This window comes from Rhodosalinus sp. FB01 (assembly GCF_041365715.1).
Taxonomy (GTDB): Bacteria; Pseudomonadota; Alphaproteobacteria; order Rhodobacterales; family Rhodobacteraceae; genus Rhodosalinus.
On the sequence record NZ_JBGFSH010000004.1, the window covers coordinates 15,261 to 28,980 of the forward strand.

13 protein-coding genes and 1 other RNA gene are annotated in these 13,720 nt (G+C 68.8%); 5 read left to right on the forward strand and 9 right to left on the reverse strand.

Translation table 11 applies throughout. The features are described 5' to 3' along the window. Nucleotides 1–15: 15 nt before the first annotated feature. From AB6A65_RS07045 to AB6A65_RS07065, 5 genes are all read right to left on the reverse strand, one after another. Nucleotides 16–1,437: a deoxyribodipyrimidine photo-lyase gene (locus tag AB6A65_RS07045; protein ID WP_371037668.1), complete on the reverse strand. Its 1,422-nt coding sequence runs from the start codon at nucleotides 1,435–1,437 to the stop codon at nucleotides 16–18. A gap of 51 nt (nucleotides 1,438–1,488) precedes the next feature. Next, complete coding sequence (locus AB6A65_RS07050; RefSeq protein ID WP_371037669.1) at nucleotides 1,489–2,712, reverse strand: aminotransferase class V-fold PLP-dependent enzyme; 1,224 nt, start codon at nucleotides 2,710–2,712, stop codon at nucleotides 1,489–1,491. A 132-nt stretch (nucleotides 2,713–2,844) separates the two neighbouring features. Beyond that, nucleotides 2,845–4,503, reverse strand: coding sequence for a BCCT family transporter (locus AB6A65_RS07055; protein WP_371037670.1), 1,659 nt, complete (start codon nucleotides 4,501–4,503; stop codon nucleotides 2,845–2,847). A 67-nt stretch (nucleotides 4,504–4,570) separates the two neighbouring features. Continuing rightward, nucleotides 4,571–4,984, reverse strand: coding sequence for a universal stress protein (locus tag AB6A65_RS07060; RefSeq protein ID WP_371037671.1), 414 nt, complete (start codon nucleotides 4,982–4,984; stop codon nucleotides 4,571–4,573). Nucleotides 4,985–5,243: 259 nt separating this feature from the next. Further along, a complete protein-coding gene (locus tag AB6A65_RS07065; RefSeq protein ID WP_371037672.1) occupies nucleotides 5,244–6,233 on the reverse strand; it encodes an MDR family oxidoreductase in 990 nt (329 codons plus the stop codon). Nucleotides 6,234–6,457: 224 nt separating this feature from the next. On the opposite strand from AB6A65_RS07065, the gene ssrA reads away from it, so the two are divergent. The 5 genes from ssrA to AB6A65_RS07090 all read left to right on the forward strand — a co-directional run bounded on the left by ssrA (nucleotide 6,458) and on the right by AB6A65_RS07090 (nucleotide 9,336). Then, nucleotides 6,458–6,812: a transfer-messenger RNA gene (gene ssrA, locus AB6A65_RS07070) on the forward strand. A gap of 164 nt (nucleotides 6,813–6,976) precedes the next feature. Next, nucleotides 6,977–7,477 carry an SspB family protein gene (locus tag AB6A65_RS07075; RefSeq protein ID WP_371037673.1) on the forward strand — a complete coding sequence of 167 codons (501 nt, stop codon included), beginning with the start codon at nucleotides 6,977–6,979 and terminating at the stop codon, nucleotides 7,475–7,477. Between the two features lie 67 nt (nucleotides 7,478–7,544). Then, entirely contained in the window at nucleotides 7,545–8,936 is a 1,392-nt protein-coding gene (fumC, locus tag AB6A65_RS07080) for a class II fumarate hydratase (RefSeq protein WP_371037674.1), read from the forward strand. After that, on the forward strand, nucleotides 8,933–9,109 hold the full coding sequence (locus AB6A65_RS07085) for a DUF4169 family protein (RefSeq protein WP_371037675.1): 177 nt from the start codon (nucleotides 8,933–8,935) through the stop codon (nucleotides 9,107–9,109). The genes fumC and AB6A65_RS07085 overlap by 4 nt, the downstream gene beginning before the upstream one ends. Beyond that, nucleotides 9,106–9,336: a ribbon-helix-helix domain-containing protein gene (locus tag AB6A65_RS07090; protein WP_371037676.1), complete on the forward strand. Its 231-nt coding sequence runs from the start codon at nucleotides 9,106–9,108 to the stop codon at nucleotides 9,334–9,336. Before AB6A65_RS07085 ends, AB6A65_RS07090 begins: the two co-directional genes overlap by 4 nt. Nucleotides 9,337–9,355: 19 nt before the next feature. Here the strand turns inward: AB6A65_RS07090 and AB6A65_RS07095 are convergent, their stop codons facing one another. The 4 genes from AB6A65_RS07095 to AB6A65_RS07110 are packed head-to-tail and all read right to left on the reverse strand — an operon-like array spanning nucleotide 9,356 to nucleotide 13,717. Beyond that, nucleotides 9,356–10,255 carry a fructose bisphosphate aldolase gene (locus tag AB6A65_RS07095; protein ID WP_371037677.1) on the reverse strand — a complete coding sequence of 300 codons (900 nt, stop codon included), beginning with the start codon at nucleotides 10,253–10,255 and terminating at the stop codon, nucleotides 9,356–9,358. Nucleotides 10,256–10,315: 60 nt separating this feature from the next. After that, nucleotides 10,316–11,668, reverse strand: coding sequence for a cytochrome P450 (locus tag AB6A65_RS07100; protein ID WP_371037678.1), 1,353 nt, complete (start codon nucleotides 11,666–11,668; stop codon nucleotides 10,316–10,318). Further along, nucleotides 11,665–12,909: a hypothetical protein gene (locus tag AB6A65_RS07105; protein WP_371037679.1), complete on the reverse strand. Its 1,245-nt coding sequence runs from the start codon at nucleotides 12,907–12,909 to the stop codon at nucleotides 11,665–11,667. The genes AB6A65_RS07100 and AB6A65_RS07105 overlap by 4 nt, the downstream gene beginning before the upstream one ends. Before the next feature lie 58 nt (nucleotides 12,910–12,967). Further along, nucleotides 12,968–13,717 (reverse strand): cytochrome c biogenesis CcdA family protein, encoded by a 750-nt coding sequence (locus AB6A65_RS07110; RefSeq protein ID WP_371037680.1) that lies wholly within the window; start codon nucleotides 13,715–13,717, stop codon nucleotides 12,968–12,970. Between the last annotated feature and the right edge of the window lie 3 nt (nucleotides 13,718–13,720).

Genomic DNA, 13,720 nt, shown 5'->3' on the forward strand with positions numbered 1-13,720 from the left:
GCATGTGGATACCGGTCAGAAATCCTTGTTTTCATAGGCTTCCAGGGCAATCTTGCGCCCTTCGGAGGCATCGACCACCGGGTCGGGATAGTCGTCGTCCGGCGAAAGCGCCCAGGATCGCGGCACGGCGTCGAAATAGGCCAGCGCATCGGCCGGCGGGTCGTCCTGACCCTCCGCGATCCAGCGGCGCAGATAGGCGCCGTCGGGATCGAACCGCTTGGCCTGCGTGAGCGGGTTGAAGACCCGGAAATAGGGCGTGGCGTCGGGGCCGGAGCCCGCGGACCACTGCCATCCCATCGCGTTGGAGGCCGGGTCCCAGTCGATCAGGTGCTCCTCGAACCAGCGCATCCCGATCTTCCAGTGCGTCAGCAGGTGCTTGGTGAGATAGCTCGCCACGACCATCCGGGCGCGGTTGTGCATCCGCCCCGTGACATACATCTCGCGCTGGCCGGCATCGACGAAGGGAATGCCGGTACGCCCGCGGCGCCAGGCGGTCACGCGCGGATCGTCCTCGTCCTTGTTCCAGGGAAAGGCATCCCACTCTTCCCGCCAGTTCGAGGTTGCAAGGCGCGGGGTGTGATGGAGCAGGTGATAGGCGAACTCGCGCCAGACGAGCTCCTTCATGAAGGTTTCCGCGCCCGGTTTGCCCTCCTCGCGGGCGCGGATCGCGGCGTGCCAGCACTGATGCGGGCTGATCTCGCCCAGCGAGAGGTTCTCGGACAGCGCCGATGTGCCGTCCTCGGCGGGCAGATCGCGGCTGTCGTCGTAGCCCGCCACGATCCCGTCCATGAACTGCTCGAGCCGATCGCGCGCGGCGGCCTCGCCCACGCGGGCGAAGCGCGCCACCACCTCCGCGCCGCGCCTCATGGCGCGCCCCAGTTCCCAGTCCGAAAGGCTTTCGCTTTCGGGCCAGGCGTCCGGGGCCGGCACACGGCCCGGTGCGGGGTGCGGCGCGTCCACGTCGCGGCCCGACACGGCGCGCCAGAAGGGCGTGTAGACCTTGTAAAAGCTGCCCTGCCCCGTCTCCACGGTCCAGGGCTCGAACATCAGGTGGCCGCCGAAGCTGCGCGCCTCCATCCCGTCCTCGCGGAGCGCCGCCTTGACCTCCTTGTCGCGCGCCACGCTGTCGGCATCATAGGCGCGCGTCCACCAGACCGCGGCGGCCCCCGTCTCGGCGGCGAGGGCCCGCAGCACGGGCAGCGCGGCGCCGGCGCGCAGAACGAGGCGGCTGCCGGCATCCTGCAACTCCGCCGCGAAGCGTTCCAGCCCGAGGCCGAGGCGGAACTTCGGCGCGGCGCCAAGCCGATCGACCAGATCGTCCCGCAGGAAGACCGGGATCACCGGCCGCCGCGACGACACGGCGGCGTGAAGCGCGGGGTGATCGGCCATCCGCAGGTCGCGGCGAAACCACAGAATGATGGGCGCGTTGTCGCTCAAGACGCTCTCCGGCTCAGGTCAGAGCGGGAACATAGCCCGCGCGGGGCGGGATCAAAGGGCCGCGTCGAGCGCGGCGATCAGGCGGTCGACCTCCTCCGCGGTGGTGTAGTGCACGAAGCTCACGCGCAGCACCCCGTGTTCGGGATCGATCCCCATCGCGCGAAGGGGCCGGTGGGCGTAGAAATCCCCGCCGCCGGCCATGATGCCGTGCGGCGCGAGCCGCGCGGCCGCCTCCGCGCCCGGCCGCTCCAGCGCCACCGCGACCGTGGGCGCCCGCGCTTCGGCGCGGGCCGGACCCAGAAGGCGCATGTCGTCGCGCCCGGCCACGTGATCGAGCAGCGGCTGAAGAAGCGCCGTCTCGTGGGCGCGGAAAAGATCGTGCACCGCGGCGGCGCGATCGGCCGCGCGCTCCGCGGTCACGCCGTGATGGGCGGCGAGCGCGTCCCAGTAATCCGCGATCCCGGCGCAGGCCGCCACCTGCGCATGATCCGGCCCGGCGGGAACGAAGCGTTTCTCGGGAACGTCCGCGTTGAAATGATGCCCCTGCACCGGCAGCAATTGCGCGAGCGCGCGCCGGATCACCATGGCGCCCTGGTGCGGCCCGTAGGTCTTGTAGGTCGAGAAGAGGTAGATGTCGGGTCCGAGCCGGCCCACATCGGGCAGCCCGTGGGGCGCATAACTCACCCCGTCCACGCAGACGAAGGCGCCGGCGGCATGGGCGATGGCGCTGATCTCCACCACGGGGTTCACCTCGCCCACCACGTTCGAGCAGTGGGGAAAGCAGACGAGCCGCACCTTCTCGTCGAGCAATGCGGCCAGATCGTCGGGGTCGAGCCGTCCGGTTTCGGGGTCGACAGCCCATTCGCGGATCTCGAAGCCCTCCTCGGCCAGGCGCCGCCACGGGCCGGAATTGGCCTCGTGGTCCTGGTCGGTGACGACGATCGCCTCGCCCTCGTCCATGAACCCCGCGAAAGCGCGCGCGAGCACGTAGGCGTTCTGGGTGGTGGAGGGCCCGAAGGACAGCTCGTCCTCGCCGACACCCAGCAGGGCGGCCATGCGGCCGCGCGCCTCGTCCATCTCCTCTCCAGCCAGCCGGCTTGCCTCGAACGGGGCGTAGGGTTGAACCTTGCGCGCCCGGTAGAACCGCGTGAGGCGCTCGATCACCGGGGCGCAGGCGTAGGACCCGCCCGCGTTCTCGAAGAACGCCTGACCCTCGAGCGAGGGCTCGGCGAAGGCGGGAAACTGCGCCCGCGCGAAATCCACATCCAGCATCATGGGGCGCACTCAAAGCGTGTCGGGCGCGCACCGTCAAGCGCGCGCCCGATCCTTGTTCTCAGCCGGGTCCTGTCTCGGGCCCGGCGATGCCGGGCGGGACGCGAGGGGACGAACGCCCCCTCGCGTCATGTCTCAGCCCCGGGGCTCGGACATGAGCCCGCGAAGGATCGCGTAGCAGATCATCAGCAGGATCAGCGTGAAGGGCAGACCGGTGGAAATCACCATCGCCTGCAAGGCCGTCAGCCCCCCGCCGACAAGCAGCGCGATCGCCACGAGCCCCTCGAAGGTGCACCAGAACACCCGCTGCGGCACCGGCGCGTCGACCTTGCCGCCGGCGGTGATCGTGTCGATCACGAGGCTGCCGGAGTCCGACGAGGTGACGAAGAACACGATCACGAGCACGATCCCGATGGTCGAGGTGATCGCCGCCAGAGGCAGGCTTTCCAGCATCGCGAAGAGCGAAAGTTCAGGCGAATAGCTGTCGATCACGTTCGCCTTCACCGCGCTGGTGTCGGGGTTCGCGATCATGTCGCTGATCGCCGAACCGCCGAAGACCGCCATCCACAGGATGCAGACAAGCGACGGGATGATCAGCACGCAGGTGATGAATTCGCGCACCGTGCGGCCGCGGCTGACCCGCGCGATGAACATGCCCACGAAGGGCGACCAGCTGATCCACCAGGCCCAGTAGAAGGCCGTCCAGCCCTGCATGTAGCCGGTGTCCTCGCGCCCGAACGGGTTCGACAGCGGCACGACCTCGCGCGCGTAGGCGCCAAGACCCGCGACGAATTCCGAAAGGATCGTCGCCGCGCCGGCCGTGAACAGCACAAAGATCAGCAGCAGCGTCGCGATGCCCATGTTGATCTCGGACAGCACCTTCACGCCGCCGTCGAGGCCGCGCAGCACCGAGATGAGCGCGATGCCCGTGATCGCGACGATCAGGAACACCTGGAAGCCGACGCTGCCCGGATCCTCGGGGAAGCCGTAGACGTAGGACATGCCCGCGGCCGCCTGCTGCGCCCCGATGCCGAGCGACGTGGCAAGGCCGAAGAGCGTGGCGAAAACGGCCAGCGTGTCGATCGTGTGGCCCCACCAGCCCCAGACGCGCTCTCCGAGGATCGGGTAGAAGGCCGAGCGGATCGAGAGCGGAAGGCCCTTGTTGTAGGAGAAGAGCGCCAGCGCGAGGGCCACCACGGCGTAGATCGCCCACGGATGCAGCGCCCAGTGATAGGACGTGGCCGCAAGCGCCATGCGCCGCGCCTCCTCGACATTGGCGGCGATCAGGTTGCCATCGTCGTCGAAGGGTCGGACGGTGCCGAGTGGCGCATCCCCCCAGGGCGTGCCGAAGTAATAGGCGGGCTCGAGCACGCCGAAGAACATCAGCCCGATCCCCATGCCGGCGGCGAACAGCATCGCGAACCAGCCGAGATAGCCGTAATCCGGCGTGGCCTCCGCCCCGCCGAGGCGTACCGCCCCCCAGGGCGACACGATCAGGAACAGGCAGAAGATCACGAAGACGTTCGCCGAAAGCAGGAAGAACCAGTCGAAGGTCGAGGTGAGCTGCGGGCGCAGCCAGCCGAAGAAGTCCGAAGCCTGCTGCGGCAGGATCAGCGCATAGGCCACGAAGGCCACCACGACGAGGCCCGAGATCACGAAGACCGGGTTGTGAATGTCGAAACCGAAGGGACCGACCTTCCCTTCGATGTTGTCCTGACCGATCTCGTATTCGGTCTCGATGATGTCCGATTCGCCTTCCGGCGCGGGGACACCCTGACTTGTTTCGTCGGCCATTTCCGGCCTCCCTTGGTTGATGTCGTTTCTTGCCGACCGGCCACGCGTCCGCGTGGCCGTGCCGCCCTTAGCGGACGAGGAAGACGGACGCTTTCGCATGCTCCGCCACGTAGCCGCCATTCGACGGCCAGACGTAGTCGCTGAAATTGGGCGGATGGGTCGCCATCACGACGAGGTCCGCTCCGGTCTCGTCCACCGCCTTGAGAAGCGTGGGATCGAGGTCGATGGTCGGATCATGGCTCGTCAGCGCATGGGACGACGTTTCGATCCCGTGCGTGTCGGCCTGTTCCTTCGCGAACGCCTCGAGCTTCTGCGCGAACTCCTGCGGCGTGTGGGCGATCTTGCTGGGCTGCCCGGTCGTCACGGCGACATAGACCACCTGCGCCTTGTAATGCGTGGCAAGGTCGGCCGCGCATTGCAGCGTCTTCTCCAGCGTTTCGACATGGGCCAGGTCCACTGGCGTCATGATCTTGCTCACCACGTCGTCACTCCCTCCTGTGCGCGCCGTGGCAGAAACCGGCAAGGGCCCTCGGGCAGGCGCTGACCGGCGCGTCGCGTATCGTGTGGACCCGCAGCCTTGGCTGCGTGGATCTTGAGACATAAACGTTAGCGCGTTCTGGCCGCGGAAAGCAAACCGCGTTCCGCGGCCCTGATCAAAAAAACGCGCAAGTCGAACCGTCAGCGTTATTGACTTTTCAACGCCTTGCGACCCCGTCGCGTCTTGCGGCCCATGTGCGCGCCTAAAGATCGATCACCACCCGGCCCTTGACGCGCCCGGCGAGGATCTCGGCGCCGAGGCGCGGCAGATCCTCTAGGCCGGCCGGCTCGATCATCGCCTCCAGCTTTTCCATGGGCAGATCGCGCGCGATTCGCTCCCAGGCGCGCACCCGGTTGTCGTAGGGCTGCAGGACCGAATCGATTCCCAGCAGGTTCACCCCGCGCAGGATGAACGGCGTGACAAGCGCCCCCTCGATCGCCGCGCCGCCGGCAAGCCCCACGGCCGCGACCGAGGCGCCGTATTTCATCTGCTTGAGCACACGTCCCAGCATGGGCCCGGCCACGGCGTCCACGCAGCCCGCCCAGCGTTCAGACTCGAGCGGCTTGCGCGTCACCTCGGTCAGTTCCTCGCGCGGCACCACCTCCGTCGCGCCGAGACCCCTGAGATAGTCGGCCTGCTCCGGCCGGCCGGTGACGGCCGCCACCTCACGCCCGAGGCGCGCCAGGATCGCCGTGGCGACCGACCCCACGCCCCCCGCCGCGCCCGTCACCAGCACGGGCCCGTGATGGTCGGCGAGCCCGTTATCCTCGAGCGCCTGGATCGCCAGCATCGCGGTCAGGCCCGCGGTGCCCACCGCCATGGCCTGCCGCGTCGTCATGCCCTCGGGCAGCGGCACCAGCCAGTCGGCCTTCACCCGAGCCTTTTGCGCGTAACCGCCCCAATGGGCCTCGCCCACGCGCCATCCGGTCAGCACCACCTTGTCGCCGGGCTTGTAGCGCGCGTCCGAAGAGGCCTCGACGGTGCCGGCGAAGTCGATGCCCGGCACATGGGGATAGTGCCGCACGAGGCCGCCGCCCGGGCCGATGCACAGCCCGTCCTTGTAGTTGAGCGTCGAATGCTCGACGGTGACCGTGACCTCGGCGTCCGGCAGATCGCTCTCGGAAAGCTGCTTCACCTCGGCATGGGTCTTGCCCGTGTCCTCGTCCTTCTCCACCACCAGCGCGTCGAACATCGGTCTATTCCTCCTTCGCGGGGCGCGATGCCCCCGGGGTTTCTCGTGAGAGGCCCCGCCGGGCCCCGTCGCGTCACCCTGCGCCACGGGGGCGCTCGAAGCCAAGGCCCCTCTTTCGGCAGAAGGCTGGGATCGGCGGGCGCGGTCGCATGTCCCGCCGTGATCGGCTGGGCGTGGATGACCGAGGGCGGCGGGTCGCGTGCGCGGGACGGGGCGGCGGAATCCCCCTTCAAATGCCCGCCGCGCGCCCCTATATTGGCCGTGTCTCGCAAGAGACTATGGACATAAACGCGCGCGGAATAAGCGGTTCGGACCCGGGGGCGGTACCCGGCGGCTCCACCATAACCCTGCCTCGTTGGGGCGGACACGAGGGGCCGAAACAGGATCGACGAACGTGTAAAGGCGTGGCTTTGTCCCGGTGAGGTACCACCGTTATCGGTCCGTAACGCATAGTTGCCAACGACAACCGTGCTCCGGTCGCGCTCGCTGCGTAAGCAGCGCGCAAGACCGAAACTTAAGTCCTAGCCTCTAGCAGGGTTAGGCGGGGTTCGCAGGCACCTGGCAACAGAAGCCTGCACTTTCCCCCTTTCCGCAGCGGCCCGCGCACCTTCTGCGACCCGGACTGCCCCTTTCGAGGCCCCCGAAGGCCCGCCTGCGCGCCGCTGGGGCGCGAACACACGCGTGCCCTTCCGTTTCTGTCCGAATCCCTTATGGTCAAGGCGAAACCGAGCCGGGCAGAGGCCATGACCGACAGCATCGACTACGGCAAGCTCATGCACAACGCCATGCGCGGGCTGATCCGCGAGGTTCTCTCGGTCGTGGCCGAGCATGGGCTGCCCGGCGAACACCATTTCTTCATCACCTTCGACACGCGTCACGCCGACGTCGATATCGCGCCTTGGCTCTGCGAGCGATATCCCGACGAGATGACCATCGTCATGCAGCAGTGGTTCGACGCGCTTCAGGTCGGCGAGGACGGCTTTGCGGTCACGCTGAACTTCGGCGATCAGCCCGAGCGCCTTCACGTCCCCTACGACGCGATCCTGACCTTCGTGGACCCTTCGGTAGAGTTCGGCCTGCGCTTCGAGGCGCACGCGGAAGCCGAGGCGTCCGAAGGCGGCGAGGAAGAGGCGCCCCACCTCGCGGGCGAGGAAGACGGCGAGGCGGACATCCACGTGGCCGAACCGGAAGACGCGCCGAAGAAGGACGCGGACGTCGTCAGCCTCGACAAGTTCAGGAAGTAGCCGCGGCGTTGTCTTGCGCGGCGGGGGCAGCTAAAGGTATGCGACCGCATGCCAGAGGAGCCCGCGCATGACCGACACCCGCACCGAGAGCGACAGTTTCGGCCCCCTCGCAGTGCCCGCCGACAGGTATTGGGGCGCGCAGACCCAGCGATCGATCATGAACTTCCCGATCGGCTGGGAGCGTCAGCCCGTGGCCATCGTCCGCGCCCTGGGCGTCGTCAAACGCGCCTGCGCCGAGGCGAACAGGGCCAGCGGCAAGCTCGACGCGGACCTCGCCGACGCGATCATCGCCGCCGCGCAGGAGGTGATCGACGGAAAGCTCGACGACAATTTCCCCCTCGTGGTCTGGCAGACGGGCTCGGGCACGCAGTCCAACATGAACGCCAACGAGGTGATCGCGAACCGCGCCATCGAGATGTTGGGCGGCGAGATCGGCTCAAAGGCCCCGGTGCACCCGAACGATCACTGCAACATGGGCCAGTCGTCGAACGACACCTTCCCCACGGCCATGCACATCGCAGCGGCGACGACTGTGCACGACACGCTCTTGCCCGGGCTGGAGAAGCTCGCGGAGGGGCTGGAAGCCAAGTCCGAAGAGTTCCGGGACATCATCAAGATCGGCCGCACCCATACGCAGGACGCGACACCGCTGACGCTGGGCCAGGAGTTCTCGGGCTACGCGCACCAGGTCCGCAACGGGATCGAGCGGATCAGGCTGGCACTGCCCGGCATCTACGAGCTGGCGCAGGGCGGCACGGCCGTGGGCACGGGGCTCAACACCGCGAGGGGCTGGGATACCACGGTGGCGGCCAACATCGCGGCCATCACCGGCCTGCCCTTCGTCACCGCGCCCAACAAGTTCGAGGCGCTGGCCGCCCATGACGCGATGGTCTTCATGTCCGGCGCGATCAAGACGGCGGCGATGGCCTGCTACAAGATCGCCAACGACATGCGCTTCCTCGGGAGCGGCCCGCGCTCGGGGTTGGGCGAACTGATCCTGCCCGAGAACGAGCCGGGATCCTCGATCATGCCCGGAAAGGTGAACCCGACCCAGGCCGAGGCGCTCACGCAGGTCTGCGCGCATGTCCTCGGCAACGACGCGGCGATCTCCTTCGCGGGCAGCCAGGGCCATTTCGAGCTCAACGTCTACAACCCGATGATGGCCTACAACCTGCTGCAATCCATGACGCTTCTGGGCCAGGCGGCCGACAGTTTCACCGAGCGGATGCTCATGGGCACGACGGCGAATGTCGAACGGATCGACAAGCTGATGCGGGAAAGCCTGATGCTCGTCACGGCGCTCGCCCCCGAGATCGGCTACGACAATGCGACGACGGTGGCCAAGACGGCGCACAGGAACGGCACCACGCTGCGCGAGGAGGCGGTGCGCCTCGGCTTCGTGGACGAGGAGACCTTCGACCGCGTGGTGCGCCCCGAAGAGATGATCGGGCCGAAATGACGACGCCGGTGAACCTCAACCGCTACCGCAAGGCCAGGGCGCGGACAGAGGCGAAGGCCCGCGCCGACGAGAACGCGGTGAAGTTCGGGCGCACGAAGGCCGAGAAGGAGGCCGCCCGCGCCGAAGCCGAGCGGATCGTCCGGGCGCTCGAGGGGCTGAAACGCGAGGAATGAGCGCGCGGCCCGTCAAGCGCTCGCTGACGCTGCGGGGCCACCGCACCTCGGTGTCGCTCGAGGAGGAGTTCTGGCGCGCCTTCCGCGAGATCGCGGCCGAACGCGGGCAGAGCGTGAACGGCCTCGCCGCCGAGATCGACGCGGCACGCGGGCTGGAGACGGGGCTCGCCTCGGCCATCCGCGTCCATGTTCTGGAACACTACCGGCAGAAGGCGCGCGACGGCTGATCGTGCCGGCCGGCCCCGCTCAGACAGAGGCGCGGTAGATCTTGTCGATGTTCGCGCCGAGGGCCGCCTCGAACTCCGCGTCCGACATCTGCTTCGTCAGCCCCTCGGTGAGCGCGCGCGAGAAGGAGGCGATCATCCCGGTGTTCCGCGCGAGCCGCGCGCAAGCGTCCTCGGTGGAGTAGCCGCCCGAAAGCGCCACGACGCGCAGTACGCGCGGATGGGCGACGAAGGGCGCGTAAAGATCGTCCTGCGACGGGATCGTGAGCTTCAGCATCACCGGCGCCTCGCCGGGCAGCGCGTCGAGATGCGCGGCGATGCGGTCGCGCAGGATCGCCTCCGCCTCGGGTTTGGTCTGCGAATGGATGTCCACCTCGGGCTCCACGATCGGCACCAGCCCATGGGCCATGATCTGCCGCGCCACCTCGAACTGCTGGTCCACAACGGCCTCGATGCCGGCGGCGTCCGCCTCTTGGACGACCGAGCGCATCTTGGTCCCGAAGATGCGTTTTTCCACCGCCGCCTCCAGAAGCGCGTCGAGATCGGGCATGGGCTTCATCAACTGCACACCCTCGGCCTTCTCCGCGAGGCCCTTGTCCACCTTGAGGAAGGGCACCACCCCGCGCTCCTGCCAGAGGTAGCCGGGCACGGGCTTGCCGCCCACCTCGCCGTTCATGGTCCGCTCGAAGAGGATCGCGCCCAGGACCTTGCGGCTGTCGAAATCCGGGGCCTGCATGATCCGCGCGCGCATGGCGTGGATCTCGGCGAACATCTCCTCCTCGCCGGAATAGGCGTCTTCCGGCACGCCGTAGAGGCGCAGCGCCTTGGGCGTGGAGCCGCCCGACTGGTCCAGCGCGGCGATGAAGCCCTGCCCCTCGGCGATCTGGCGGCGCTGCTCTGTCAGGCGGTCGGCGTCGGTCATCGGGGCTTCCTCCGGGCTCTTGCGGGTGTCGACGGGTCATGCCGCGCCGCCGCGCGCCCGTCAATCCCGGCGCCGCACCCGCAGCCAGATACCGTCGCGCGCGCGCACCGTCAGATGGGCCCCCGGCACGGGCGGCGGGCGGTCGGCAAGCTCCACCCGGACATCGCGCAGCAGCCGCGACAGAAGCAGCACCCCTTCCATCATGGCAAAGCCCGCGCCGGTGCAGACCCGAGACCCCGCCGAGAACGGCATGTAGGCCACCCGCGCCGAGGCCCTGCCCTCTTCGGTCTCCCAGCGGGCGGGGTCGAACCCGTCCGGGTCGTCCCAGAGCCGCGTGTGCCGGTGCTGGTGCCAGGGCGACAGCACGATCTGCGCGCCGGGGGCCACGTCGCGGCCGCGGAAATGTTCGGGCCGCGTGGCCTCGCGCACCATCATCGGGACAGGCGGATAAAGGCGCAGCGTCTCGCGGAAGACGTCGCGCGCCACGCGAAGCCGCGAGACGCAGGCGAAATCAGGGGCGAGATGGGCGCGGGCCTCCTCGGCCACCTTGTCCTGCCAGTCGGGAAAGGCCGCCATGAGGTAGAGCGCCCAGGCCAGTGCCGAGGCCGAGGTCTCGTGGCCCGCGAGGAAGAAGATCGCGACCTGGTCCACCATCTCGGCCTCGGTGAAGGTCTCGCCCGTCTCGGGATCGCAGGTGGTCATGATCTTGGTGGCAAGGTCGTCCGGCGCCTCTCCCGCCGCGATGGCCTGCATCCGCCCGGCGGTGAGCTCGGCAAGAAGGGCGCGGATGGCGCGCGCGGCACGGCGCGTCCCGCCTCGATGACCGCGCGGCACCCAGCGCGGCAGGCGCAGGAAGGCGGCGGCGTTCAGAATGGGCTGGCTGCGCTGGTAGGCGCGGAACTCACGGAAGACCCGGGTGGCGATCCGGTCCTCGATCGGGATGGAAAAGAGCGTGCGAAAGATCACGTCGGCGGCCGCGTGGCTTGTTTCGGCTTCGATCTCGACAGTGTCGCCCGCCCGCGCGGCGAGCCGCGCCGCCGCCGCCTCGGCGGCATCCCACATCGCCGGGAAGGTCTCGCGCAGGCGCCCACCGTCGAAGGCCGGGTCGATGATCCGGCGCTGGCGCTTCCACGTGGCGCCGTTGGTGAGGAACACGCTCTCGCCCAGAAGCGGGCGCAACCCCTCGGAAACCCGCGCGGATTTCGGGAAGTCGTCGGGGCGTTCCTTCAGCACGAGGTCCACAAGCGCAGGGTGGTTCACGAGGTAGGAGCGGAAGAAGGGCGTGCGGAACTCCGCCATCCAGGCGCGGTAGAGACGCGCGGGCTGCGCCGACAGGATGTCCTGCCGGAAAAGCCTGAGATAGCGCCATGGCGAGACGCGATCGGGCCGGGCGGCGGGCTTTGGCGGGATCATGCGGCGCGGCCGCGATAGCCGGACACCGCCCGTTCGATCCGCGAGCGCGAGGGCCGCCGCCCGGCGAAGCGCTGCGCGAGCGTCTTCGGCCCGGCGGTGATGCGGAAATAGTCGTAGTCGCCCGGACGGTCGAAGGCGCAGAGATACTGGAAATGCAGCCGAAAGAACCGCCAGCGCAGCGCCTTCCAGCGGTCGGGCGACAGCGTCCGGGTGAAGGCCGCCGAGATCACCAGCGGCCAGCGCTTGCCCGGGGGTGCAACGCCCGAGACCGCGACGGGATCGCAGAGCGCGAAGGAACAGCCGTCGCCGGGCGCCGAGACGTCGACCCAGGTGATCTCGGCGCGCGCCGAGAGGAAGGCAAGGTCGGCGCGAAGGCGATCGGCGCCGGGCAGGAAGGAGACCATGGGCACGACCTGACCGAGGCTCAGGAAGGAGAGCGCGGAGCCGTCCGCGGGCACCCGGCCCTGGCGGATCACCTCGGCGAGCGCGGAGACGGCGAGATGCGCGCCGGAGGAATGGCCCACCACCAGCACCTCGTCCACATCCTCTGCGAGCGCCTCGGCGATGCGGTCGGCGAAATCGGCAAGCCGCGCCTCGAGCGCGGGTGGGGTCGCGCCGCGCTGCCGCGCCGAGAAGGCGAGATCGTGCATCAGGTAGTAGGCGAAGAGCTTGCCGTCCCGCGCGCGGAACCAGGCCAGCACCGCCCAGCCCGCAAGCACGCCCGGCATTACGCCGGCGAGCGCGCCCCAGCCCTCCGCTCCGCCGGCGAGCGCCCAGAGCCGCGCCGCCGCCGTCATGGCGAGCCACGCGGCCGCCAGGGCGAGGGCGAGCTCTGCGAGAAGCATCGCGACGGGGTAGAAGCCCGCGATCACCGGCCCCTTGCGCAGCCGCATCAGCCGGAAGAGCGCGCCCGTGGAGATATAGACCCAGGCCGTGCGCAGAAGCTGGGCGTAGGTGCCGGCGATGGAGTGCGACATGCTCTCCTGCACGATATCCGACCAGACGAGCACCTCGATCGCGGCCTCGCTCCGCGCGCCGTCCATCTCGGCCGTCACCTGCCAGTCAGGGGCCTGCCCGCCGCCCGGCAAGAGCGCGATGGTGTAGCCCGAGATCCCCGCCTGTCGCGCGGCCTCGTTGCGGTAGAGTTCGCGGTAGCGGCGCGGCGGAAAGGGATCGTAGCCGGGGATGTAGAACACCCGCCGGCGCGCCACCTTCCCCGCCTGAGCCGCGCGCATCGTCATGGATGTCGAGTGTAGCAGCCCATGCGGGCGAGAGTAAGGCCGCGCCGGGGCGTGGCCCTCAGCCGAGCGCGGCGAGCGCCGGGAAGGTTTCGAGCAGCCAGAACGAGAAGGCGGAGAAACCGCCCGTCAGCATCATGAGCCCGATGGTCCAGAGCAGAAGGCCCATCACCCTCTCGATCCGGTCCATGTGCCGCTTCATCCACGCCATGAGTCCGCCCATCCGCGGCAGGAAGGCCGCCACCAGCAAAAACGGCACGCCGAGCCCGATCGCGTAGACGGCAAGAAGGGTCGTCCCGCGCGCCACGTTCGCCTCGGACGCGGCGAGCGACAGGATCGCGCCCAGCTGAGGCCCGATGCAGGGCGTCCAGCCGAAGGCGAAGGCAAGCCCAAGTATATAGGCGCCGAAGGCCGTCCCCCCGTGATCGCCCGCGTCGATCCGCGCCTCCATGTCGAGAAAGCCTAGCCGGTAGACGCCCACGAAATGCGCCCCGAACGCCATCACCAGCAGTCCCGCGACGGTATTGAACCAGCCCTGGTAGGCCAGAAACACCTGCCCCACGGCGGAGGCGGTGAAGCCCAGGAAGAGGAAAACGGTCGACAGGCCCAGCACGAAGAAAAGCGCGGGGAAAAGGGCCCGGTTGCGCCCCTCGCCCGCGCTCAGCTCGGTCACCGTCACGCCGCTCATGTAGGCGAGGTAAGGCGGCACGATGGGCAGCACGCAGGGCGACAGGAAAGAGATGACGCCGGCGAACATGGCCACGAGCATCGCGGGCAGCAGGCTGGCGTCGATGATTTCTATTCCGAACATCGT